Source organism: Anaeromicrobium sp. (genome assembly GCF_025210435.1).
Classification (GTDB): Bacteria; Bacillota; Clostridia; order Peptostreptococcales; family Thermotaleaceae; genus Anaeromicrobium.
On sequence record NZ_JAOART010000004.1, the window covers coordinates 1 to 25,795 of the forward strand.

A 25,795-nucleotide genomic window follows, 5' to 3' on the forward strand; every position below is an offset into this window, starting at 1 on the left:
AAGTCCTTGTCACAAGCGAAAGTGTGAATCTTCGTATATAGGTTCATGTGTCATGTTGGAGTAGCATAGGATGTTGTGACGTTCCAGGGTTCCAAAGATTTTCAATATATTTTCCCTTATAGGCAAGTTACTGTATAAAACAAATTCACAACCAAGAAATCTATAACATTTATAAATTTGCTTTATGTGAGCCTACTTCAGGAAAATATATTGAAAATTTTTTCCACCCAAGTCCTTGTCACAAGCGAAAGTGTGAATCTTCGTATATAGGTTCATGTGTCATGTTGGAGTAGAATAGGATGTTGTGACGTTCCAGGGTTCCAAAAATTTTCAATCGTTTCCCTTGTAGGCAAGTTACTGTATAGAGAAAGCTTAGAGTTGATAAAATTATGTGGAATTATAATATTTTTGTGTAATATATTCGTAAAAATACACTATATATATAAATACATCCATTGAAATTACTATATGGACTTTTTTGGTATTATTACAGTATTGTTAAATAGGTTGATTTATAAGGGTTTTAGAAATATAATACATAGTATACTTGATGAAGAGAGAAATATTAGGATTAGGAAAAGGAATAGTATAAGTAATAATTTAGGTAGAAGAAATTGAAGTAGAGTATATGGTAATAAAATTAGATAAAGACATAAAAACATATGAAGAATAATAATCAAGTAGTAAGTAGTTATATAAAAATAGAGATTGAGGAATTATCCTCAATCTCTATTTTTATATAACATTAAAAGACTAACAATACCAATGGACACACCTAACCATAAAGTAGAAAATCTACTTATTATGGTAGTAGCCACAGCCAAATCCTTATTTATGCCTATAAATACTAAGAATCCAATTAAAGATCCTTCCACAGCAACTAATCCTCCTGGTATCATGGACAGGGCTCCTAGTATGAAGGAAAAGGATACTATGAATACAGACGCCCATATGGATATATATCCACCTAAGGCCTTTATTGTAAAGTAGATTACCACACCTTCAAAAAACCAGGATACTAATCCTATTAATATGGAAACTAATAGTATTCTACCCTTAAGTATTGTATATATATTTTCATAAAAATTAATAAAAGCCACTTCATGTTTTCTTATGTATTTAATATTATGAATTTTTTTTAGTATACCATATATTATTTTTTTATTTCCTATTATATATATGAACCCTATGACTAATAAGAGGATAACAAATAATAAGAATAATTGATCTTTAAAATAAAGACCACCAAGGAAAGATAGAATAAGTACACTTATGCCATCTGTAAACCTCTCTCCTATTATGAGGGGAGAAGATTTAGAGTAGGGTACATTATATTTTTCTTTTAAGACATAACTCTTTAGAAATTCTCCCACCTTACCAGGACTTATGGTCATGGCAAGACCACTTAGAAATATGAGCACATTATCTTTACTAGGTACATTAATATGGGAAGATTTTAAATAATAGGACCATTTAATATATCTAAAGAAGTAATTAAGGGGTGCTAAACACAGAATCATGGGAAGATAACCATAGTTGAAATTTTTAAACACTAAAACTAACTTTTTATAATCAGAATAAACTCCCAATATAAATAATAGTATGATTCCTATTATAAATGATATGAAAAATCCTTTTTTTATCTTATTAAAATCCATTTTTAAATTACCACCTTAAATTATCTATATAAAATACTTATACAACTTATAATCCAAAGAATAATATTCACAATAAGGGCCTTGTCCGTAAGCAAGATAGCCTCAGGGGTTTCTCCTAAGTCTTTCTTGTGAACTATGTATTGGTACCTAAAGATACCATATACTACAAAGGGAATGGTAAACATCATATACACATGGTCATATGCAGTAAATGAATATAGGGAATAGGCCATTACTGTAGAAGCTGTAACTATGTTTATCATATCCTTTAATAAGTCTATAGAATACTCTTCTAAAATTTTTCTTGAATTCTTCTTTATCTCAAGCTCCGCCTTCCTTTTATTTAAGGCCAAAAATAGTGCCAATAAAAAGGTGCAAAGTAAAAGCCATGGGGACATTGCAGCGTTAATTATAACCACTCCACCTATGGCACGAAGGACAAAACCAAGGGCTATAGTCATCACATCTAATATGACCACATGCTTTAAGATAAAGGAATACATAGTAATTAATAAAAAATATAACGAGGTCACATAAAAGAAATGAATATCTAACTTAAAGGACATATATAAAGTACTTGCTAGTAAAAGTACTAAGAATCCTAAAGCAGTTTTAGTAGATACTACTCCAGAGGCAATGGGTCTATATCTTTTCTTTGGATGGTTCCTATCCTTTTTCACGTCTAATATATCATTTATTATGTACACGCTTCCCGATATACCACAAAACAATAAAAAGCCCACAGTAGTTAATTTCAACTTATAAGTATTAGTTAGATTATGAGAAAACAATAGACCAGCAAATAAAAGAAGATTTTTAGTCCATTGTTTAGGTCTCATGGTTTTTATAAGTCCAACAACAATATTCAATGTATCAACTCCTCATGATTATTATAACTAGAAATATACAATATCTTCTATTATACACCATATGTAGATTTGGTGGTTCTAAGTTTGATTATTTATAGTTAGCAGTTAGCAGAAGTTTGTAGAATAACAGCTAACCGCCAACTATTCTCTGTAATATTCTCGTAAAATCCCATAAGGTAAAATACCCAATCCCTTCTAGTTACTGCGTGGGCTTTTTTGCCATTATTACAGTACCGTTAAAACCATTGATTTATAAGGGGTAGAGGCATATAATGAATCATGTAAGAAATGCGACAAAACACGACATAACTTGACAAAAAATATATTAAAAAGAAAAGAACTATTTAAGGGAGGATGTTTAATAATGAAAAGAAGAATAGCTTTAGCATTAGCTATGTCAATGGCATTATCTGTAGCGCCTATGGCATCATTTGCTGCATCAGATAACGCTGTAACAAAGGTAGTAACAATTAAGGCAGATCAAACTTTAGAAAACAATGCACCCGTATTAAAGATTGAAAATGATGGTGGAGATTTTGGAGCAAAAGAAACAATCGAATTAGAATTAGACAACGCTGAGTGGTTAGAACAAGGTAAATTAAGTGCCACAGTAGAAGGTGGAGCAGGAACTGTAGCAATAACAAGAAAATCTGACTCTAAAGTAGAAATCGTAGCAGATAATATTGCATCAGGTGCAACGATCAAGGTTCCATTGAAAGTAGACGTACAAGATGAAGGTAAATCTACAGTTAGCATTTCTTCTAAAAGTGGAGCAATAACAGAAGGTGAATATGCATTTGCAAATGTAGTAGATGGTGGAACAATGGTAACATTAGAAGATACTGTAACATTTGGAGATTCAGCAACTATTGAAACATTAACAATTGAAGAATCAGCACTAGGATCAATAGATGTGGCAGAACTTGACTACATCAAATTAGAATTAACAGATGACTTTGAATTAGATAAGGATTCAATAGCATTTGCAGGATCTTTAATAGCAGATTCATCAAAAATAGATGTGACTCAAGAAGATGATAACTCAATTAAATTAACTTTTAATGCAGGAGCATTAGCAACTAATTTAACTGAAAGAGGAGAAATTGAAATATCAGGATTGGAAGTTGACACTACAAAGGATTCTGAAGAAGGAACTGTGTATATGACAGTTAGATCAAATGAATCATCAATTAAAACTATAAAGTTAGAAGTTGGTAAATTTACAGAGTACGATGTAACAGTAGAAGCAGATGACGATCCAGTAGAAATCTTCTCAGGTAGATACCAAGGTACCTATGGATCTACTACTGATGAAGCCCATGAGTTAACTCAGTTAAACCTTACAGAAGAAGTACTAGGATCTTGGACAGATGGAAAAACTGTAACAGTTGAATTCCCTAAAGAAGTAAAAATATTAAACGTAGTAAGTTCAGGAGATGCTATTGATGATGATTCATATGATGATAATGAATTTGAGTTTGAAATCACACAAAATACAGTGAAAGATGTAGCATTAACTTTCTATGTATCTGTAGAATCAGGATTTGAAGGAGACATTAAAGCTAATATAGAATCTAGAGGATTAGAAAAAGATTACGAAGTAGTATTAGGAAAAGCTGTAGCTCCAGTTAAGGTAGAAACAGAAGTTTCTAAGATTAAAGCAGGAGTAAGAGATCAAGAAATAGGAAAAATAACTATTACTGAAAGTGAAGAAGAATCAATCAAAGTAGGAGATATAGTAATTGAATTAGATTCAGATATGGAATGGGACGATGAGCCAACAGTAGAAGTAGTATCAGGTGACTTAGAAATAGGAGATATTGAAGTAGATGAAAATATCTTAACTATTACAGTTGATAATGAAAGTGATGATTTATCTGTAATTGAAATCACAGATGGAAAAGTAAAAGTAGATAGATCTATTGCAGAAGGTGAAATACTAGCTGAAATAAAAGGTGACGCATTATTAGAAAATGGATATGACAAGGATTCTTCTGATTCTAAATCAAAACAATTAGATGAAGGTAAATTCTCTCAAGACTACTATGAAAAAGTACAAGTAGCTAATGTAATAACAGCAGCAGATGACGATACAACACTAGTAGAACCAGCAAAATTTGTAATAGGACAAAAGGAATACAGAGTTGGAGATGTAACAAAGACTGCAGATGTGGCACCATACATTAAAGATGGAAGAACAATGTTATCAGTAAGATACGTGGCAGAATCATTAGGAGTAGAAGATAACAACATCATGTGGGATGGTATCACAAGAACAGTTACAATATTCAAAGGCGATAGAATAATTCAAATGGAAATAGGTTCTAACAAGTTAATGGTAAATGGAACAGCAATAATGATGGATACAGCAGCAGAAATCAAAGATGGAAGAACTATGTTACCAGTATCATTCATAGCAAAAGCATTAGGAATTGATATAGCTTGGGATGGAGCAACAAGAACAGTAACGATTAAGTAGGTATAGATGAAAATAGAGATTGAGGATAATTCCTTAATCTCTATTTTTTTACGCTATAGGAAATTATAAATTTTGAAAACTGTGGATAAGCAAAAAATAAGGGGGTGTGGGGGAAGAATTCCCCTGCCTCTTTAAAGGAGGGTGCTCAGCAACGTTAGTTGTGTCGAAGGGAACCATAGGGTTCCATAGCGAATCCTACGAAGTAGGATTTTTTTATTTATGGTTGAGGATTTTAATACCAAAACTCTTAACCCTTAACTCTCAATTTTATAAATGAATATTACAAATGTATGACAAAGGAAATTTAGAAGAAAAAAATTATGTTTCATAAGAAAGAATCAAAAGTTAAAAAAATCCAATATATTTAAATAATATTTGTAAGAATAATGAATTAAATAACATAAATGTCGAAAAATACAAGTTAAATAGAACCATATATTTGATTTTAAAACCATATATGTAAAAAGCTTGAAAGTATTGTAAAATACATGATTTTATGGTCTGTTTTACCATTATTACAACTCTGTTAAATCCATTGTATGTAAGAAATAAAAGGAATATAATACAACTTGTAACAACAAAAAAATATAAAAGTCGACATGAATAGACAAGGTTTTTTAAAACCCATATATGAACAATATTATCTGAGAGTAGAGGCAATTTTCATCTCAGATTCATAAGGTTTTCTCAGGGATTGTCTATAAAATAATGAATTATTAATTAGGGGAGGATATTACATATGAAAAAAAGAATAGCTTTATTAGCAATGGCTACAATGTTAGCATTAACACCAGTAGCAGCATTTGCTTCTTCAGATAACTCAGTTACTAAAATAGTAACTAGCAAGGTGGATGCAAAATTAGATACAACAGCGAAGGCTCCAGTTTTAAAGATTGAAAACGATGAAGGAGATTTCGGAGCATCAGAAACAATTGAATTAAAATTATCAAATGCTGAGTGGTTAAAAGAAGCTGATTTACAAGCTGAATTTAATTCTCAAAATTCTTCAGTAACAGCAACTGTATATAGAAAGTCTGATACAAGAGCTGAAATCATAGTAACTGGTTTAGCGAAGGGTGAAATGGTAAAAATGCCAATGTTTGCAGAGTTAACTACAGAGGGAGTTGCAACAGTAGCTATAACTTCTAAGAGTGGAGTAATAACAGAAGAAGAATTAACTTTTGCAAAAATAACTGATGGTTCTACAGCAGTAACTATTGAGGACACAGTTACATTTGGAGACGATGCAACACTTGAAGTTATTACAGTAGAAGAAACTGCAATTGGTTCTATTGATACTTCTGATCTAGAATATATTAAATTAGAATTACCAAAGGATTTTGAATTTAAATCTGTATCAGGAATTAAGGTAAGTGGAGATTTAATTGCTGATGATTCTAAGGTAGTTGCAACTAAAGAAGACGACAATGAAGTTAAATTAACTTTCCAAGCTGGAGCATTAAACGCTAGCTTAGCTAACAGAGGAGAAATCGAAATCTCTGGAGTAGAAATCGAAGCTGGAAAGGATGCAGACGAAGAAAAAGTATACTTAACACTTAAGTCTGATTGTGACGATATAAAAACTACTAAATTAGAAGTTGGAGAATACAAAGAGTATGATGTAACAGTAGAAGCTGATGATGACCTAGTAGAAATATTCTCAGGAAGATACGAAGGTGGAATGAACACTACTGATGAAGCTCATGAGTTAACTCAATTAAACATTAAAGAAGAAGTATTAGGTTCTTGGACAGATGGAAAAACTGTAACAGTTGAATTCCCTAAAGAAGTTAAAATATTAAATGTAGTAAGTGGTGGAGATACTATTACAGACGAAGATACTGATGATAATGAATTCGAGTTTGAAATTACAAAGGCTACAAAGAAAGATATGAACTTAACTTTCTATGTATCTGTAGAACCAGGATTTACAGGAGATATTACAGCTAAGGTAGAATCTAGAGGATTAGAAAAAGACTATGAAGTAGTATTAGGAAAGGCTTTAGCACCAGTTAAAATCCAAACAGAAGTAGCTAAGATCAAAGCTGGAGTTAGAGAACAAGAAATCGGAAAAATCACTATAACTGAAACTAAAGAAGAAGCTATAAAAGAAGGTAAAATCATTGTAGAATTAGACAATGACATGGAGTGGGATGATGAGCCTACAGTAAAAGTAGTAAAAGGTGACTTAGAAATAGATGAAGATAATATAGAAGTAGAGGATAACATCTTAACTATTACAGTAGATAAGGAAAGTGATGAAGTATCTACAATTGAAATCACTGATGGAAAAGTAAAAGTAGATAGATCTATTGCAGAAGGTGGAATTGTTGCTGAAATTAAAGGTGATGCATTATTAGAAAATGGATACGATGAAGATTCTGCTGATTCTAAATCTGTACAATTAGACAAGGGTAAATTCTCTCAAGATTACTATGCAAAAGTAGAAGTTGCTAACGTAATTACTCCAGCTGACGATAACACTACAGCGGCAGAGCCTGCTAAGTTTGTAATCGGAAATGGTGAGTACGTAGTAGGAGACAAAGTAAAAGTTGCAGACGTGGCTCCATACATTAAGGATGGAAGAACTATGTTATCATTAAGATACGTAGCAGAAGCTATGGGTGTTGAAAATAATAACATTATGTGGGACGGTTCTACTAGAACAGTTACTATCTTCAAAGGAGATAGAATTGCTCAAGTACAAATCGGATCTAACAAGATGATGGTAAATGGTACTCCAATAATCATGGATACTATTGCTGAAATCAAAGAAGGAAGAACAATGCTTCCAGTATCATTCGTAGCTAAAGCACTAGGTGCTGAAGTTGCTTGGGATGGAGCTACTAAAACAGTAACAATTAAGTAATTGAATCAATAGAGATTGGGATATCCCAATCTCTATTATTATGTGATATAATTGTATATATAGTTTTTCATGGGAGGAATAAGGATGGAAAAATTATTGAAAGATATACTAGGAGCCATAGAAAATATAAACAAAGAAATGTCAGGCATAAAAACAGAAATATCGGATATGAGAACAGAAATGTCAGACATGAAAACAGAGATATCAGATATGAAAACAGAGATATCAGATATGAAAACAGACATATCAAGTATGAAAACAGAAATATCAGATATGAAAACAGACATATCAAGTATGAAAACAGAAATATCAGATATAAAAATAGAAATGTCAGATATGAAAATAGAAATATCAGATTTGAAGACTGGACAAGCTAGAATAGAAAAGAAACTAGATTCTGTATATGAACAGACAGCTGAATTAACGGAATTTAGAGAAGAAACTAGCTCAGAATTTTATAAAATTCACAATTCCTTAGATTTTATAAAATATCAAGAATCTGAGACAAAGGAAGATTTATTTAAATTAAAGAAAAACCTAAAAATAATAAAATAAGATTACTAGGACAGTTACAGAAAAACTGTTCTTTTTTTTATTTATAGAAAAGATTAGTAGTCAATAGCAAAACCCTTAACTCTTATAGATTTCTTGGTTTTAAAATTGCTTTATACATTTATCTTTATGGAAAAACATAGAATTAATTTTATTAGGTTAGCCGTTGGTCGTTAGTAGTTATTGGTTTTAACGAAAGACAACTAACGATTAACGACTTACCGAATCCAACAAACCCTTTAATTACCAAAAACATTTTTGTATAAAATTAATTTATTACTACGAAATCTATAACCAATAACCAATAGCTAACAACCTCTTGACACTTACATCCTCTAATTCCACAATTAGCTATCACCTGCAATATTACATACTTGTTATAATTTGTAACATAACTGTAATTGTATTCCTGTGATATTATGGTTATACTGTATATAGATTACAAGGGAATGATTTACAAGGGTAACATTTCCTAATATTACATGATTATTACAAATACTTAAATTTATTGACTAATATGTAATTAATTAATATAATTGGTAATGAATTCAATTAAATTGATTTTTTTAACAACTAGGTTGTTGAAGATAATAGGTACATATTTTACCTATTGAAAAATTTTAAGAAGGTATTTTAAAGGAGGAAATTTAAATGAAGAAAAGAGCTGCCTTATTGGCAATGGCTGCAATGTTAGCACTAACTCCAGTAGCTGCATTTGCTAGTTCTGATAATACTGTATCAAAAGTAATAAGTGTTAAGGATGACGCTGAATTAATCAAAGACCCACCATTATTAAAAATTGAAAATGATGGAAACGACTGGGATACGTCTGGTGAAACTATTGTATTAAAATTTGACAATGCAGAATTGTTAAGTGATGTAGATGTTGCATACACTGTTACAACTGATGTTTATAAGACTGAGAAGACTAAAGAAGTTAGTTTTGAAGAATTATTAACTTGGAAAGTTAAAGACAAAAATGGAAACACAATTACAGCAACAGACATGGAAAACTTAATTGAAACAAAATATGATATGGCTGCAGGTTCTATTGACGTAGTTGATAGTAGTGAATATAAAAAAATCGAATTTACAGGTAAAAACATTACTAATGCTGAGGTTGTAGAAATAGATAAAAATGGTGATAAGAAATTAGAAATTAAAGTTAAAAATGTCGGGGACGAAGGACAAGTTGAAATTCCTATGCTTGTAGAATTACAAGGTGATGGACCTGCTAAAGTAAAAGTTGATTCTAAGAGTAGACATTTAACTCAGGAAGAAGTTACTTTTGCTAATGGTGGATCAGGAGATACTTTAATTACTATAGATGATACTAATAACTTCTCAAATACTACAGTATTAGAGACTATTGAAATTGAAGAAGCAACAGAAGGTGCTTTACCTTACGATGAGGTTGAATACATCGAATTAGAATTAACTAAGGACTTTACATTTACTGAATTAAGTAAAGACGAGGTAGAGGAATTACAAGGAAAAGGATCATATGATAGTAACACTAAATACTACGGTCAGTTATCTGGAGATTTCTTAAAGAAGTATGCTTCAAAGAAAGTAATGATTACAGACAAAAACTCTTTATTAGATGATGAATCATTAAAGATTTACTTTGATGGAAAAGAAGCAGACGATGACAGTAAAGGTAAAGTAAAAGGATTTGTTGAATTAAAGGCTTTTGATGGTGGAATTGGATCTATGGACTTCAATGGATTTACAGCAAAAGCTACTAAGGATGCTGATGAAGGAACAGTTAAGGTAAAAGTTTCATCTAATGTGGACGAAATCGAAACAACTTCATTAGAAATAGGAAAATACTCTGAGTGGGCTATGATTGTTAAAGCTGATGGAGATCCAAAGGAAATTTACAATGCTCAATACGAAGAAGTAACTTCAAGTGGAGCTAGATATGACTCTAAAGTATTTACAGATGATGAATCTCATGAATTACAAACATTAATCATCGAAGAAGATGTTAATAATACTTGGGATGATGAAAAAGCTGTAGTTGTGGAATTACCTGATTGGGTAAAAATTATAGATGTAGATATTGATGGAGATTGTAAAGATGATCTTAAGGATGTAGCTATTGACGGAAATGAATTTGAGTTTACAGTAAGTAAAGAATACGGTGATGATGATAAGCAAATAGAATTAACATTCTATACATCTGTAGAAGCTGGAAAGACTGGAGACATTGAGGCTAAAGTTTCTGGTAAAGCTTTAGATAATGAAGAGTTTGAAGTAGTATTAGGTAAAGCTTTAGCACCAGTTGAAATTAAAGTTGAAGAAACTAAATTAAAGGCTGGAGTTAGAGAACAAAAAATCGGAGATATTACTATCGCAGAAACTAAAGAAGGTATGATTAAGGATGGAGAAATCATTCTTGAATTAGATGATGATGATATGGAATGGGAAGACAGAAACATCAAAGTAGAAGTGGTAAAAGGTGACTTAGAAATTGAAGACGATGTTGATGTTGAAGATAATATCTTAACTATTACAGTGGAAAAAGAAAGTGATGAGCCATCTGTAATCAAGGTTAGTGGATTAGAAGTTGAATTAGATAGAGATATTGCAGAAGGTGGAATTGATATCGAATTCAAAGGAAATTCATTAATTAGAAATGGATATATAAAGAGCGATGCTGAAAATGCTCCATCTAAGTCTGAATTATTAGATCATCATGCAATCTTCACTAAAGATGAATACTCTAAAGTAGAAATCGGTAATGTAATCACTCCTGCAGATGATAACGTTCAAGGTGTTGCAGAAGCTAAGTTTGTAATCGGTCAAGCAGAATTCATGATGGGAGAAAATGTAGTAGTTGCTGACGTTGCTCCATACATCAAAGATGGAAGAACTATGTTATCTCTAAGCTTTGTTGCAAAAGCTCTAGGAGTAGAGTCTAACAACATTATGTGGGATGGAGAGACTAGATCAGTTACTATCTTCAAAGGAGATAGAATTGCTCAAGTACAAATCGGATCTAACAAATTAATGGTAAACGGTACTGCAGTTATGATGGATACTGCTGCTGAAATTAAAGATGGTAGAACTATGTTACCAGTTGCTTATGTTGCTAAAGCTTTAGGAGCAGAAGTTGCTTGGGATGGAGCTACTAAGACAGTTACAATTAAGTAATTGAACTTAAGCTAATATAAAGAGATTGAGGGTTACCTCAATCTCTTTTTTTAAATAGGTTAATCCTTAGTGGTTATTTGTTAGTGGTATTAACTATTAATAAATAACCACTAAGGACTAACCTAAGTTAATATTTTCTTAATAAAATGTTAAGACATTTATCTATAGCCATGTGCTATAATTTATACATATAAAACTAGGTAAAAATCAAGGAGATGAAACTATGAAGAAAATAAAATATATGGCCCTTGCCCTAATTATGGCAGCTACCTCTATAGTCCCTGTATTTGCAGATAGTATTGATTTAACATTTGAAAGAGGAAGTTTAGATTATAAAATTGGAGAAGAAACTAAAAAAATATCTGAACCTATATATGCTAAAAATGATAAAATAATGGTTCCCATAGAATACATAGATGAAGCATTTCAGTTAGAGGAAAAAGATGTTCAGTGGAATCAATACGATGATAGTTTGACCATATATAGTGGAAATAAAATAATTCAAATGAAAATTGGGGATAATACTATGTACACTGATAATGGTAGAACTATGCTAAGTGTTGCACCTGAAAGAAAAAACTTAGTATATATGTTTCCAATAGAAGATATAGCTAAAGAAATAGGTGTAAAATATAAAGAAGATAATGGAAAAATCACCTTTCAAATTGAAAAAGTAGAAAGTGTAGATGCATATGACTATAATTACGAGTCATTACTTCAGATCGCATATAAAAATAGTAAAGATTTAAAAAAGGTAGATTTAAGTATAGAAAAGGCAGAAGAATTATTAGATGATGCTAGAGACGATGTGAAAAGTGTACCTAAGGGCATAGGTAATGGGGGCATAAATGGAAAGAAGAACTCTGAATATAGAAAATTTAGAAGTCAAGAGTTTGCCAAGGAAAAGGCAAAAAGAGATGTGGATACTACTAAGGAAAAAATTCAATATGAATTAGAAGGTGCATATTACAATTTACTAAAGGCAATGGAGGATAAAGAGTTAGCTCAAATGAAGGTAGATGTATTTAAAGATACTATGAATCAAACTAATATTAAATTTGAAAATGGTATGGCTAGTGAATATGAAAAAAATAAGGCTGAGAGAAGTTATAAAGAAGCTGAAAAGACTTATGAAATGGCAAAAAAAAGTGAGCAAATTGCCTATGAAGCATTAAACTATTTTGTGGGATTAAGTGCAGATAGTAGATATGAATTAGATAAAAATATAACCATGAAAGAATTAAAAGATTATGAAATTGATGTAGAATCCCATATTCCTTCAACAATTAATAATAGTCCAGACATATGGGCACTAGAGGAGCAAATAGAGTTAGGTGAGTTAGGTTTAAGGCTATTTGTATTTAATGTTGGAACTAATTATGAAGCCACTAAAATAGACGTACAAACTTCTAAAATAAATTTAAGGCATATTAAAGAAAAGTATGAAGAATCCTTAAGAAAGTTAAATACAAGTATTAAGACATTAGAGGATAAATATGAAAGTGACACTATTGCACATGAAAAGGCTAAAGACGATTATGAGCTAGCTCAACTAAATGAAACTTTAGGCTTAGCCATTCCTCTAGATGTGAAAAAAGCAGAACTACAATTAGAAAATACTAAAAATACATTAAGTGAAACCATAAGAACATATAATAAAACTGTAGAAGCATATTTAAAACCATGGGTAGCACCACAATAAATAGAAATGGCGAGGGATGAAATCCTTGCCATTTTGTGTTTATACATTCAATTAACAATTCACATAGAATTTATTTTAGTCATAAAGTCACAATATTGTAGAATACAAAGAAAAAAATACAATAACTACTGAAAAAAAAGGATTTTGTAAATCTACATAGAATATATATATGTTAAAAGTATGGGCGAAAAAGCGAGTAGGTAAAAGGAGGAGCACATAGTGAAAAAAATAATTGGAATTCTTACAGCAGTATTTATACTATGTATGAGTATGATAACAGGATTTGCAGAAATCAGATTTTCAGATGTACCAAATAACCATTGGGCTAAACCTTACATAGGCAATATGGCGTCAAAGAATATAATAAAAGGTGAGATGAATAATGCTACTTTAAGTATAAAATTTAGACCAGAAGATAATGTGACTTATGTGGAAGCAATACAAATGATATATAATCTTTTAAGAGAGACTAATCACTTAGACAAATCTGTAAATATTTCAGGAACAAAGGTCCTTTTAAGTAGTGCAAATGTACCTACATGGGCTCATGAAGCTGTAGGATATAGTCTTAAAAAGGGAATAATTATGAGTGGTGATTTAATGGCCTTTACTAAAAGTGGACAACAAGTTCCAGCAAAAAAGCAGGATATATCCATATTTATAGGTAAGGCTTTAAAAAAGAAAACAGAAGCCTTTCCAACTAAAATATATAACTTTGTAGATGCAGAAACCATTAAATCTGCAGCAGTGCCCTATGTGGATTTGCTAGTTCGTGAAGGTATCGTTAAGGGAGATAGCCAAAACAAATTTAATCCTAACTCAAAGGTGACTAGAGCTGTAATGGCTACCATGTGTTCAAATACATACGATGTTATGATAAAGGATGTAAGTAGTAATAATACAACTAATAATAGTAGTACAAGTACAAGTAATAATACTTCTACTGATACGGAAGAAAAGAAAGAAGAAAAAGAGATAAAGATAGTAATGTATGTGGCAGAGGATATAGATAGAGTTGTGGTAAAAGATGATAAAGGTACTGAACAAATATATGATACCAAAAGAGCTAAAATATATAAAAATGGTAAGGAAATTGATTTAGATGATTTAAAATTAGATGATGAAATAACTTTAGAGTTTGAAGATAGTGTTCTTAAGAAGATAGAAGTTGTAAATGGATTAGTGGAATATGAAGGAAAAGTAGTGTCCATTGAAGATGAAGGGGCCTACTATAAATTAGTAACTCGAGATAGGAATAATTTAGTACTTAAAAAGGAATTTAAAATTTATGATGATACGAAAATTTATATAGGAAGCAATAAAGTATCTGCGGGAAAAATAAAAGAAAATGAGTATATATACATAGAATATAAGGGGAATAAAATAGAAAAGATAGACCTTATAGGTTCTGGTAAGAAAGTGGAAATGGATGGCATATTAGTATCTGAAGTCCAATTTAAAGAATATCCAATTCTTAAATTTAAAATAAATACGGGAGATATCCTAGAATATGAGATAGATGATGATGCAGATATTGAAAGAGATGATGATGATGCTGATTTAGATGAACTTAAAAAGGGAGATATAGTAACCGTTGAAATATATAAAAACAAAATAGAGGATATAGAGGCTACTAGTATTAAAGAAGATGGTGATGATGAAGGAATAATTAAGGAATTGATCATAGGAAGTCCTTCTAAAATAACTATTCAAAGAAAGAACAAACAGTTAAAGACCTATGAAGTAGGCCAAAATGTAGATGTGGAAATAGATAGGGAAGATAAGGACTTTGGAGATTTAAAGTTAAATTATTATGTGGAAATAGAAATTGAAAGTGGAGAAGTAACTGAGATAGAAGCAGAAGAAGGATATCAAAATGAGAGCATAACAGGAGAAGTGACTAAGGTATATAAGGAATATGATAGATTAAGTGTAAAGTACTATAAAGACAAAGAAAATGAATATGATAAAATCTCCATAGTGGTGACTGATAAAACTACAATAATAGATGAAGATGGAGATAAAAGCAGTCATATAAGCACAGTGGACGAAGATGACAATGTGTTCATAGATGGATATTATGATGATGATTTATTCATAGCACAGAAAATATTAATATTAGGTGGTAATTAAAATCTAGGGGGTTCTTGCCCCTATTTTTTAATATAGTGGAGAAAAAAATTTGAATTATATCTGAAAGATTATAATATGAATGTATGAATATTATGATTAAGAGCAACTTTAAATATTATATGAATTTATACATGATAAATAATTATGAGGTGATCTTATGGAAAAATTACAAAAACTATCAGAACATTATAAGTGGGCCCAATTTCAATCTACTAAGGTTGCACTGGAAATAAAGAAGACCACAGAAATGATAGAATATGTTCATAGTAATTTTTTTGAAAAGTATGGCACTACTAACACAAAATTTAATGTATTAGTTATTTTAAGCAGAGGCCCTAAAGAGGGCATGATGCTCTCTGAAATAGGTGAAAAAATGGTAGTTACTAAGGCTAATATGACAGGTCTTATAGATAGGTTAGAAAAGGATGGTTTAGTAGAAAGGATAAGGGATTCTAAGGATAGGCGAAAAATAAGGGCTGTCCTTACTACAAAGGGAAAGGATTTTGTGGAGAAACTAGTAGAAGTGTACTCCATATGGATTAAAACATTTATGGATGGATACCAGAAGGAGACGGAACAAATATTTTCCTTAATGAAATTAATTCAAGATAGAACGATGGTGTTAAATGAAAGTATTTAGACAATAAATTAACAGTTTAAAATAAGCATAAGTAGGAAAGTTTAAATCCATATAAATAATCTTAGAATTATTTAAAAACCTGTGATATAATAAATCTGGGCAGATGTTATGATTTAATTCCTCGGGCTAAATAGGAGGAATTTAAAATGGAAAAAGCGTTAATTAGAATGAGAATGAGCAGTCACGATGCACACTATGGTGGAAATTTAGTAGATGGAGCTAGAATGCTTCAATTATTCGGAGATGTGGCAACTGAGCTTTTAATCAGACAAGATGGAGATGAAGGTTTATTTGCTGGATACGAAAAAGTAGAATTTAAAGCACCTGTATTCGCTGGAGACTATATTGAAGCTGAAGGTGAAATAATTAAATTAGGAAACTCATCTAGAAAAATGAAGTTCGTTGCTAGAAAGGTAATCGTACCAAGACCAGACATTAATGACTCAGCTTGTGACGTATTAGAAGAGCCAATTATTGTATGTGAAGCTATTGGAACTTGCGTAACACCTAAGGACAAGCAAAGAACTAACAAGTAATTTTAGATGAGGAGGAAGATCTTATGGAAAAATTAATTATAACGGCAGCTATGGTTGGAGCAGAAGTTACTAAAGAACAACAACCTAACCTTCCTATAACTCCAGATGAAATAGCACAAGCGGCATATGAATGCTATAAGGCAGGAGCAAGTATTGTACACGTTCATGCTAGAGACAAGGATGGAAATCCTACTCAAGACTTTGAAGTGTATAAGGAAATCAAAGAAAAGATTGAAGCTAAATGTAATATTATAGTTCAACCATCTACAGGGGGAGCTGTATGGCATAGTGCAGAAGAAAGATTACAACCAGTAGACTTAAAACCTGAAATGGCTACATTAAGTGCTGGAACTTGTAACTTTGGACCAGATGTATTTATGAACTCTCAGGAGTACATGGAAAAGTTTTCAGCTAAAATGCTGGAAAATGGAGTAAAGCCAGAAATCGAAGTATTCGAAAGAGGTATGATTGATAATGCTTTAAGATTAGCTAAAAAGGGATTATTAAAGACTCCTATTCACTTTGATTTTGTATTAGGTATCCCTGGAGCTTGTCCAGGAACTCCAGAAGATTTAATGCATATGGTAAGATGTATACCAGCTGATTCTACTTGGACAGTAGCAGGTATTGGAAGAACTCAACTTACAATGTCTACTATGGGAATCCTTTTAGGAGGACACGTAAGAGTAGGATTTGAAGACAATGTATATTACAAAAAAGGTGAACTTGCTACATCTAATGCACAATTAGTAGAAAGGGTAGCTAGACTAGCTAACGAATTAGGTAGACCAGTGGCTACTCCAGATGAAGCAAGAGAAATATTAGGACTAAAGTAATAGTTATAAAGACTCTGAATAATGTTATTCAGAGTCTTTTGTTATTAAAGTATCATTGTAGGTGACAGAATATAGTATAGATTTCGTAGTAATAAATTAATTTTATACAAAAATGTTTTTGGTGATTAAAGGGTTTGTTGGATTTGGTTAGCCGTTAATCGTTAGTCGTCTTTCGTTAAAACGGATAACTACTAACGACGAACGGCTAACCTAACAAAATTAATTCCATGTTTTTCTATGAAACTAAATATATAAAATAATCTTAAAACAGCGAAATCTATAACCCGTAACCTTTTACCCTAATACTATTAAACTATCTAAAAATATATGCTATTATATAATAGGAGAAAATAGTAAATAATAAGGTAAAAAGGGAGGCGTTTCTGTGAAATTATTTATTGATACAGCTAATATAGAAGAAATAAAAGAGGTAGCATCTTGGGGTGTTATTTGTGGAGTTACTACCAACCCTAGTCTCATAGCTAAAGAGGGAAGAAGTTTATCTGACGTGGTAGAAGAAATTGTATCCATAGTAGAGGGTCCCATAAGTGCAGAAGTAATGGGTGATATGAGTGAAGAAATGGTAAAGGAAGCTGAACAATTAGCCCAAATACATAAAAATATTGTCATAAAAATTCCTATGACTAAGGAAGGTTTAAAGGCCGTTAGTATATTAAGTAAGAAAGGAATAAATACTAACGTTACATTAGTATTTTCTGCAAATCAAGCCCTACTTGCTGCAAAGGCTGGTGCCACATATGTGAGTCCTTTTGTGGGAAGAATGGATGATTTAGGTAATTCTGGTCTTAATGTAATAGAAGAGATAGTAGAAATATTTAATGTACATGGAATCAATACAGAGATCATAGCTGCTAGTATTCGTCATACTATGCACGTAACAGAATGTGCCATGAGAGGAGCACACATCAGTACTGTGCCATATAACGTCCTTGAGAAGATGTTACATCATCCAATGACTGATAAGGGAATTGAGAGATTTAAAAAGGATGCAGGAGTAGAATAGTTAAAAACTCCTGATTTCCGAACTATAATGTATAGATATAGAGTAAAGTTTGAAATAACACATACAAAAAAAATCAAATATGCTATAATATAACTGATTTATTTAAATGAAGAAATCGGGAGGGTAACAAATGGATAGAAATTTAGCATTAGAACTAGTGAGAGTTACAGAAACAGCTGCCCTAGCTTGTGGTAGATATATGGGTCGTGGAGACAAAATAGCAGCAGATCAAGCGGCTGTAGATGGCATGAGACAAACCTTTGCTACTATTAAAATAAGAGGTGAAGTAGTAATTGGTGAAGGGGAATTAGATGAAGCACCAATGCTATACATAGGCGAAAAAATAGGCATGTATAATGTGGATGATCCAGAGGTGGATATAGCTGTAGACCCTCTTGAGGGAACTAATCTTATTGCTAAGGGATTACCTAATGCTATAGCCGTAATGGCCATGGGACCTAAGGGAACATTACTTCATGCACCGGATACATATATGAAAAAAATTGCAGTAGGGCCTAAAGCTAAGGGTTGTATAGACATAAAAGACACGGTAGAAAATAATTTAATGAGAGTGGCTAAAGCTTGTAAAAAGAATATTAGGGACCTGACTATGATTATACAAGACAGGGAAAGACATGAAGATATTATAAAAGAGGCAAGACGTCTTGGTTGTAGAATAAAATTATTTAGTGATGGTGATGTATCTGCTGCCATAGCCACATGCTTTGAAGACACAGGAATAGATATATTCATGGGAACAGGTGGAGCACCAGAAGGAGTACTTGCTGCTGCTGCCATAAAATGTTTAGGTGGAGATATGCAAGGGATGATTTCACCCATATATGAAGAAGGGTTTGCAAGATGTGAAGAATTAGGATGGACTGAGGAAAAGAGAAAGACTGTTCTTAGTCTTGATAATTTAGTAAGTAGTGATGAGGTATTTTTTGCAGCCACTGGAGTATCTGATGGAGAATTCCTACAGGGTGTAAGATATTTAGAAGATAATAGGGCAACTACTCAATCTGTAGTAATGAGAGGGAGTACAGGTACTATAAGATTTGTAGATGCACAACATAAACTAGATAAAAATGAAATATTAATAGATGTTTTAAATAAGCATAAGTAATCCAAATGGAAGGTCTAGAATCTTATAAAATAAACAAGTTTTATTTTTGTATTCTAGCCTTTTTACCTATATGGATTTATCATGTGAAAATTGGCTTTGTGTGGGCCTACTTCAGGAAAATATATTGAAAATTTTTTCCATTGAAGTCACTGTCACATGCTAAAGGTTGAATCTTCGTAGATAGGTTCATGCTTCATCTTGAAGTAGCATAAGATGTTGTGACGCTCCACAATTCCAAAAATTTTCAATATATTTTCCTTTGTAGGTAAGTTACTGTATTAGTAAAGCTTTGGGATTACAAACCTAAAAAAAATCCATAAATAATAAATAAGGGGGTTTTCAATATGGATAGAAATCTAGCACTAAACTTAGCTAGAGTAACAGAGGCTGCATCATTAGAGTCAGCCAAGTATCTTGGTCGTGGAGATAAAAATATAGCGGATCAAGCCGCTGTGGATGGTATGAGGGCCATGTTAGATACATTAAATATTAATGGAGTAGTAGTAATAGGAGAAGGAGAAATGGATGAAGCTCCTATGCTATATATAGGGGAAAGAATAGGAAAACAAAATGAAAATAGCCTGGAAGTGGATATAGCTGTAGATCCTGTAGATGGAACTAGTTGTGTGGCCAAGGGTCTTCCAAATGCCGTAGCCGTAGTGGCTATAGCCCCAAGGGGACACTTGCTTAATGCACCAGATATGTATATGGACAAGATAGCAGTGGGACCAAAAGCAAAAGGAGCTATTGATTTAAATGAATCAGTAAAATATAATATAATAAACGTGGCAAAAGCTTTAAATAAAAATATTGAAGACGTAACTGTTTCCATGTTGGATAGACAAAGGCATGAAGGTATAATTAAAGAGTGTAGAGAACTGGGCGTTAGAATAAAATTATTTCAGGAAGGGGATGTGGCTGCAGCCATAGCCACATGCTTTGACGATACTGGTGTAGACATTATGTTGGGAATAGGAGGAGCACCAGAAGGAGTAATAGCAGCAGCAGCTTTAAAATGCCTTGGAGGAGAATTCCAAGGAAAACTTGTTGCCTATGAAGAAGAAGAAATAGTAAGATGTAAGAAAATGAATGTGGAAGTAGACAAAGTAATGTATATGGAAGATTTAGTAAAGGGTAATGAAGTATACTTTGCAGCCACTGGTATATCTGATGGGGAATTGCTAAAAGGTGTAACTTATGGAAGTAACAATACGGCAAAGACTCATTCTGTAGTAATGAGAGCAGAGACGGGAACTGTAAGATTTATAGAAACTATACATAGATTAGATAAAAAACCATGCTATACAAAAAATGAATAGATAGAGGATAAGAGATAAAAGTTAGGGGTTAAGAGTTGAAAGTTTTGGGTTAAGAGATTTTAAACCCTAAACCCTAAACCCTTAACTCTAAACCCTAATTTTGTGTATAAACTATGTTAATACATGGCAATCCTATATCTATGGGAGATTTGGGAGGTGCACATTTGGCACTAGAGAATATAGAAAATAAGAAACTAGATGAACTTAGGACCCTAGCTAAAGAATTAGACATAAAGGGTATAAGTAAATTTAAGAAAAAAGAATTAATAGAGGAAATCAAGAAATATAGTAAGGAAAAAACAATGGAAAGTGGTAAATCAAAGGACAATGAAAATGTTAAGTTAAAAGAAATGAAATTAGAAAAAATTCAATCTACCAGATCAGATAAAACAAATACACAAACTACAAAATCACAACACCCTAAGAAAATTATAAATATGGATAGAAAAACACTCCCAGATAAAATCAACAATGAAATAGACAATAGTAAGGAAGTAAATCATGTGGAGGGTGTACTTGAAATAACAGAAGGTGGATTTGGATTTTTAAGATTTGATAACTTCCTAACTAGTGAAGCAGATGTATATGTATCTCCTTCTCAAATAAGACGATTTAACCTAAAAACTGGAGATAAAGTGTCAGGAATTACTCGCCCACCGAAAAGTGCTGAAAAATTTAGAGCTCTTCTTTATGTTGAAAAAGTAAATGGTGACTCGCCAGATGTGGCAGCTAAGAGACCAAATTTCGATAATCTTACACCTATTTATCCAGATGAGAAAATTATCCTTGAATATTCCCAAACAGATCTAGCTACAAGATTAATAGATTTAATAGCACCCATTGGAAAGGGCCAAAGGGGTTTAATAGTTGCGCCCCCTAAGGCTGGTAAGACCGTATTGCTTAAAAAGATTGCAAATAATATTGCTAAAAAATATGAACATATGGAGATTATAGTTCTTCTTATAGATGAAAGACCAGAGGAAGTTACGGATATGCAAAGATCCATTAGGGGAGATGTGATATATTCTACCTTTGACGAACTTCCTAGTCATCATATAAAAGTTGCTGAAATGGTTTTAAATAGGGCAAAGCGTCTAGTGGAGCAAGGGAAGGATGTAGTAATATTACTAGATAGTATTACAAGGCTTGCTAGGGCTTATAACTTAACTATTCCACCAACGGGAAGGACCCTATCTGGAGGTTTAGATCCAGGAGCACTACATAAGCCAAAGAGGTTCTTTGGAGCTGCCAGAAATATAGAAGAGGGTGGAAGTTTAACTATATTAGCCACAGCTCTAGTGGATACGGGAAGTAGAATGGATGATGTAATATTTGAAGAATTTAAGGGTACAGGTAATATGGAACTTCACTTAGATAGGAAACTATCAGAAAAGAGAATATTCCCAGCTATAGATGTGAACAAGTCAGGAACTAGAAGGGAAGATCTACTTTTATCTCCTAAGGAATTAGAGTCCATATGGAGAATAAGAAGGGCCTTATCAAATAACCCAACTCAAGAGATTATAGGTAAAATCATCACTAGATTATCCACAACTAAAACTAATGAAGAATTTTTACTAACACTAAAAAATAACATTAAATAATTACTAATTATAAGGTATTAAGTTATGTACAAAAACCTTGAACTATAATTTGACATATGCTATAATGTAATAGTTATTGAGTAAATTGGTTACTAAACATAGAGAAATGAATAAAGAAAGAGGTGAGCTGGCGATGAAGAAGGGTATCCATCCAGATTACAAAACTATTAATGTAAGATGTGCTTGTGGTAACGAATTCGAAACAGGTTCTGTAAAAGATGAAATCAGAGTAGAAATTTGTTCTGCATGTCACCCGTTCTACACTGGAAAGCAAAAACTTGTTGACCAAGGTGGACGTGTTGATAAATTCAATAAAAAATATGGTCTTAATAAGTAGTCTTATTAGATTAATAGTACATGTATACTATAGGTTAGGGATTGAATCTCTAACCTTTGTTGTTTCAAGGAAGAAATGGTATGGATTTACACATATGAAGGAGGAACAAATAAATGTATGGACCTACTCACCATGGTTGGATAGAAGTTGTAGTTGGCCCTATGTATAGTGGTAAAAGTGAAGAATTAATAAGAAGAACAAAGAGGGCAAAGATAGGAAAGCAGAAGGTATTAGTATTTAAACCTGCTATAGATAATAGATATAGTGTGGATGAGGTAGTGTCCCATAGTGGACAAAAAAATGAGGCAATTTTAATAGAAAAGGCATGTGAAATATTAGACCATGTGGACATGGATACAGAAGTAGTTGCAATAGACGAAGTCCAGTTTTTAGATCATGAAGTAGTGAATGTGGCAAGAAGGTTAGCAAATAGGGGACTAAGGGTAATTGCGGCAGGCCTTGATATGGATTTTAGGGGAGAACCCTTTGGACCTACACCAGACCTTTTAGCAATTGCAGAATTTGTTGATAAGATTACAGCTGTATGCATGATTTGTGGAGATCCAGCCCATAGAACTCAAAGACTTATAAATGGAAAACCCGCCGGGTACAATGACCCTACTATTTTAGTGGGGGCTACAGAAAGCTATGAAGCTAGATGTAGATTACATCACGAAGTACCAAGGGATTAATATATGAAATCTTAAGATTCGTCTTAGGATTTTTTGTTTTTTTAAGATGGTATTATTTATAAATTTGCTTTATGTGAGCCTATTTCAGGAAAATATATTGAAAATCTTTTCCACCCAAGTCCTTGTCACAAGCGAAAGTGTGAATCTTTGTAGATAGGTTCATGAGTCATGTTGGAGTAGAATAGGATGTTGTGACGTTCCAGGGTTCCAAAAATTTTCAATATATTTTCCCTTATAGGCAAGTTACTGTATAAAGAAATCTTAGTGTTACGAAATCTATAAGCCTTTTAATACTGAAAAATATATGCTAAAATCAATTATATGTCACTTATGAGAGGAAGATTGAAGTGGATTTTGAAAAGATATTTTTAAAACAAGCAAGGCCCACAAGTATAGGTGGTCAGGCCATAATCGAAGGAGTTATGATGAGAGGTCCTGAGGATATTGCCATAGCTGTAAGGAAGCCTGATTCTGAAATAGAAGTGAAAAAAGAAAAGGTAAGTTCTCTTTTTAAAAGTAAAATAGCAAAAACTCCATTAATAAGAGGTGTATTTGCCCTTATTGATTCTATGGTAGTAGGAGTACGTGCCCTTACCTATTCGGCAGAATTTTATGAGGAAGAAGAAGATTACAAAAAAAGTAAGTTCGAAATATGGATAGAAAATAAATTTGGAGATAAAACGGGAGATATACTAATATACATGTCCGTATTCTTTGCCCTTGTAATGGGTGTGGGACTTTTTATCATAACTCCCACCTTACTCACACACTTTTTAAAGAAATTTACTACAAGTAACTTGGCTTTAAATCTAGCAGAAGGTTTTGTTAGAATATTCATGTTTGTAGCATATATAGTTTTAATATCTAGAATGAAGGATATACAAAGGGTATTTCAATACCACGGTGCAGAGCATAAGACTATCCATTGCTATGAAAGTGGACAACCTCTAACTGTAGAAAATGTGAAAAAATTTACAACTCTACATCCTAGATGTGGAACTAGTTTTTTAATGATAGTTATGATCATAAGTTTAATATTATTTTCAACTATAGGTTGGCCTAGTATAATGATGAGAGTCTTATCTAGATTTGTACTAATCCCTGTAGTGGGAGGTATATCCTATGAAATTATTAAATGGGCTGGAAAGAGAAGATCAAAGTTTATTTGTATCATAAGTTATCCAGGCCTTTTAATGCAAAAGCTAACTACCAAGGAACCGGATGATAAACAAATAGAAGTGGCCATACGTGCCCTAGAGAGTGTTATAGTAAATGATGAGGAGGCTGACTTGTGGTAACAATAAGAGAAGCCTTAGAATGGGGAATGAAAAACTTAGAAAGAGTGAGGACACCTCTGTTAGATGCAGAGGTTCTCTTATGTAATATAATAAAAAAAGATAGATTATTTTTAATAATAAATAAGAATAATATATTAAGCGAAGATGAATACTCAAAATATATGGAATCTATAAAAGAAAGAAAAGATGGAGTACCACTACAATATATAACTAATAGGCAAGAGTTCATGGGAATGGATTTTTATGTGGAGCCTGGAGTGTTAGTTCCAAGACCAGATACGGAAATATTAGTAGAGGCAGTTAGGGATTGGGCAAATAAAAATGAAGCTAATTCTATCCTAGAATTAGGGGTAGGTAGTGGTGCTGTAATAATAAGTTTGGGTAAATTTACCAAAGCCATAGAATTATATGGAGTGGATATAAGTCCAGTTACAATTAAAGTAGCCACTAAAAATGCTAAGAATAACTTAATGGAAAAGGAAATAAAATTCCTAAAGGGAGATTTATTTACTCCACTAAATGAAAATTCTATGAAAGAATTGGATATAATTGTTTCAAACCCACCCTATATACCTAAAAAGGACATAGACGATTTACAAATAGAAGTATCAAAATATGAGCCGCGCCTTGCCCTAGATGGTGGAGAGGATGGCCTAGATTTTTATAGAAAAATAGTAGATGAAAGTCCAAGATACCTAAGGGAAAAAGGTTTGGTTGCCTTTGAAGTGGGCCATGATCAGGGAGACTTGGTAGCCCATTTGTTTAAAAATGACGGAAGGTATGAAAAAATAGAAAAAATAAAGGATTTAAGTGGTATTGAAAGGGTAGTCATGGCTACCTTGATAAAATAATAGAAAAATGATAAAATAAACTGTTAAACCCAGATTATTCATAGAAAAATTAAAATTATCCTGAGTCTTCTCAAATTTTCCATGAATAACATGGGTTAAAGTATTCATTAC

At 32.3% G+C, this 25,795-nt stretch carries 19 protein-coding genes; 17 read left to right on the forward strand and 2 right to left on the reverse strand.

The genetic code is table 11. The features are described 5' to 3' along the window. Window positions 1–722: 722 nt before the first annotated feature. Window positions 723–1,658 (reverse strand): lysylphosphatidylglycerol synthase transmembrane domain-containing protein, encoded by a 936-nt coding sequence (locus N4A57_RS00430; RefSeq protein ID WP_293655321.1) that lies wholly within the window; start codon window positions 1,656–1,658, stop codon window positions 723–725. A gap of 20 nt (window positions 1,659–1,678) precedes the next feature. Next, complete coding sequence (locus N4A57_RS00435) at window positions 1,679–2,527, reverse strand: decaprenyl-phosphate phosphoribosyltransferase (protein ID WP_293655323.1); 849 nt, start codon at window positions 2,525–2,527, stop codon at window positions 1,679–1,681. Window positions 2,528–2,891: 364 nt separating this feature from the next. On the opposite strand from N4A57_RS00435, the gene N4A57_RS00440 reads away from it, so the two are divergent. From N4A57_RS00440 to prmC, 17 genes are all read left to right on the forward strand, one after another. Continuing rightward, window positions 2,892–5,006, forward strand: a complete 2,115-nt coding sequence (locus N4A57_RS00440) for a copper amine oxidase N-terminal domain-containing protein (protein WP_293655325.1) — start codon at window positions 2,892–2,894, stop codon at window positions 5,004–5,006. A gap of 739 nt (window positions 5,007–5,745) precedes the next feature. Then, a complete protein-coding gene (locus N4A57_RS00445; RefSeq protein ID WP_293655327.1) occupies window positions 5,746–7,875 on the forward strand; it encodes a copper amine oxidase N-terminal domain-containing protein in 2,130 nt (709 codons plus the stop codon). An 84-nt stretch (window positions 7,876–7,959) separates the two neighbouring features. Beyond that, complete coding sequence (locus tag N4A57_RS00450) at window positions 7,960–8,430, forward strand: hypothetical protein (RefSeq protein ID WP_293655329.1); 471 nt, start codon at window positions 7,960–7,962, stop codon at window positions 8,428–8,430. Between the two features lie 648 nt (window positions 8,431–9,078). Continuing rightward, on the forward strand, window positions 9,079–11,586 hold the full coding sequence (locus tag N4A57_RS00455) for a copper amine oxidase N-terminal domain-containing protein (RefSeq protein WP_293655331.1): 2,508 nt from the start codon (window positions 9,079–9,081) through the stop codon (window positions 11,584–11,586). A 223-nt stretch (window positions 11,587–11,809) separates the two neighbouring features. Next, the gene (locus N4A57_RS00460) at window positions 11,810–13,288 is read left to right on the forward strand and encodes a stalk domain-containing protein (RefSeq protein WP_293655333.1); all 1,479 of its coding nucleotides are present in this window, start codon (window positions 11,810–11,812) and stop codon (window positions 13,286–13,288) included. Window positions 13,289–13,507: 219 nt separating this feature from the next. Then, the gene (locus tag N4A57_RS00465; RefSeq protein ID WP_293655335.1) at window positions 13,508–15,421 is read left to right on the forward strand and encodes an S-layer homology domain-containing protein; all 1,914 of its coding nucleotides are present in this window, start codon (window positions 13,508–13,510) and stop codon (window positions 15,419–15,421) included. Between the two features lie 157 nt (window positions 15,422–15,578). Beyond that, on the forward strand, window positions 15,579–16,061 hold the full coding sequence (locus N4A57_RS00470) for a MarR family winged helix-turn-helix transcriptional regulator (RefSeq protein WP_293655337.1): 483 nt from the start codon (window positions 15,579–15,581) through the stop codon (window positions 16,059–16,061). Between the two features lie 146 nt (window positions 16,062–16,207). After that, the gene (locus N4A57_RS00475; protein ID WP_293655339.1) at window positions 16,208–16,597 is read left to right on the forward strand and encodes a hotdog domain-containing protein; all 390 of its coding nucleotides are present in this window, start codon (window positions 16,208–16,210) and stop codon (window positions 16,595–16,597) included. A 23-nt stretch (window positions 16,598–16,620) separates the two neighbouring features. Further along, the gene (locus N4A57_RS00480) at window positions 16,621–17,433 is read left to right on the forward strand and encodes a 3-keto-5-aminohexanoate cleavage protein (protein ID WP_293655341.1); all 813 of its coding nucleotides are present in this window, start codon (window positions 16,621–16,623) and stop codon (window positions 17,431–17,433) included. A gap of 385 nt (window positions 17,434–17,818) precedes the next feature. Beyond that, the gene (gene fsa, locus N4A57_RS00485) at window positions 17,819–18,457 is read left to right on the forward strand and encodes a fructose-6-phosphate aldolase (RefSeq protein ID WP_293655342.1); all 639 of its coding nucleotides are present in this window, start codon (window positions 17,819–17,821) and stop codon (window positions 18,455–18,457) included. 130 nt (window positions 18,458–18,587) lie between these two features. Next, window positions 18,588–19,583, forward strand: coding sequence for a class II fructose-bisphosphatase (gene glpX / locus N4A57_RS00490; RefSeq protein ID WP_293655344.1), 996 nt, complete (start codon window positions 18,588–18,590; stop codon window positions 19,581–19,583). Window positions 19,584–19,927: 344 nt separating this feature from the next. Continuing rightward, entirely contained in the window at window positions 19,928–20,902 is a 975-nt protein-coding gene (glpX, locus tag N4A57_RS00495) for a class II fructose-bisphosphatase (RefSeq protein ID WP_293655345.1), read from the forward strand. 140 nt (window positions 20,903–21,042) lie between these two features. Then, the gene (gene rho, locus N4A57_RS00500) at window positions 21,043–22,506 is read left to right on the forward strand and encodes a transcription termination factor Rho (RefSeq protein WP_293655346.1); all 1,464 of its coding nucleotides are present in this window, start codon (window positions 21,043–21,045) and stop codon (window positions 22,504–22,506) included. 133 nt (window positions 22,507–22,639) lie between these two features. Next, the gene (gene rpmE / locus N4A57_RS00505; RefSeq protein WP_095134760.1) at window positions 22,640–22,843 is read left to right on the forward strand and encodes a 50S ribosomal protein L31; all 204 of its coding nucleotides are present in this window, start codon (window positions 22,640–22,642) and stop codon (window positions 22,841–22,843) included. Between the two features lie 113 nt (window positions 22,844–22,956). Next, window positions 22,957–23,535: a thymidine kinase gene (locus tag N4A57_RS00510; RefSeq protein ID WP_293655348.1), complete on the forward strand. Its 579-nt coding sequence runs from the start codon at window positions 22,957–22,959 to the stop codon at window positions 23,533–23,535. A gap of 347 nt (window positions 23,536–23,882) precedes the next feature. After that, window positions 23,883–24,833, forward strand: coding sequence for a DUF1385 domain-containing protein (locus N4A57_RS00515; RefSeq protein ID WP_293655350.1), 951 nt, complete (start codon window positions 23,883–23,885; stop codon window positions 24,831–24,833). Then, window positions 24,827–25,684 carry a peptide chain release factor N(5)-glutamine methyltransferase gene (prmC, locus tag N4A57_RS00520; RefSeq protein WP_293655352.1) on the forward strand — a complete coding sequence of 286 codons (858 nt, stop codon included), beginning with the start codon at window positions 24,827–24,829 and terminating at the stop codon, window positions 25,682–25,684. The genes N4A57_RS00515 and prmC overlap by 7 nt, the downstream gene beginning before the upstream one ends. The last annotated feature ends 111 nt before the right edge of the window (window positions 25,685–25,795 follow it).

What these genes read in the sequence shown, in the direction of transcription:
- N4A57_RS00430 (WP_293655321.1), bottom strand. Translation starts at nt 1,658, where the DNA reads ATGGATTTTAATAAGATAAAAAAAGGATTTTTCATATCATTTATAATA.
- N4A57_RS00440 (WP_293655325.1), top strand. Translation starts at nt 2,892, where the DNA reads ATGAAAAGAAGAATAGCTTTAGCATTAGCTATGTCAATGGCATTATCT.
- N4A57_RS00445 (WP_293655327.1), top strand. Translation starts at nt 5,746, where the DNA reads ATGAAAAAAAGAATAGCTTTATTAGCAATGGCTACAATGTTAGCATTA.
- N4A57_RS00450 (WP_293655329.1), top strand. Translation starts at nt 7,960, where the DNA reads ATGGAAAAATTATTGAAAGATATACTAGGAGCCATAGAAAATATAAAC.
- N4A57_RS00455 (WP_293655331.1), top strand. Translation starts at nt 9,079, where the DNA reads ATGAAGAAAAGAGCTGCCTTATTGGCAATGGCTGCAATGTTAGCACTA.
- N4A57_RS00460 (WP_293655333.1), top strand. Translation starts at nt 11,810, where the DNA reads ATGAAGAAAATAAAATATATGGCCCTTGCCCTAATTATGGCAGCTACC.
- N4A57_RS00470 (WP_293655337.1), top strand. Translation starts at nt 15,579, where the DNA reads ATGGAAAAATTACAAAAACTATCAGAACATTATAAGTGGGCCCAATTT.
- N4A57_RS00475 (WP_293655339.1), top strand. Translation starts at nt 16,208, where the DNA reads ATGGAAAAAGCGTTAATTAGAATGAGAATGAGCAGTCACGATGCACAC.
- N4A57_RS00480 (WP_293655341.1), top strand. Translation starts at nt 16,621, where the DNA reads ATGGAAAAATTAATTATAACGGCAGCTATGGTTGGAGCAGAAGTTACT.
- glpX (WP_293655344.1), top strand. Translation starts at nt 18,588, where the DNA reads ATGGATAGAAATTTAGCATTAGAACTAGTGAGAGTTACAGAAACAGCT.
- glpX (WP_293655345.1), top strand. Translation starts at nt 19,928, where the DNA reads ATGGATAGAAATCTAGCACTAAACTTAGCTAGAGTAACAGAGGCTGCA.
- rho (WP_293655346.1), top strand. Translation starts at nt 21,043, where the DNA reads ATGGGAGATTTGGGAGGTGCACATTTGGCACTAGAGAATATAGAAAAT.
- rpmE (WP_095134760.1), top strand. Translation starts at nt 22,640, where the DNA reads ATGAAGAAGGGTATCCATCCAGATTACAAAACTATTAATGTAAGATGT.
- N4A57_RS00510 (WP_293655348.1), top strand. Translation starts at nt 22,957, where the DNA reads ATGTATGGACCTACTCACCATGGTTGGATAGAAGTTGTAGTTGGCCCT.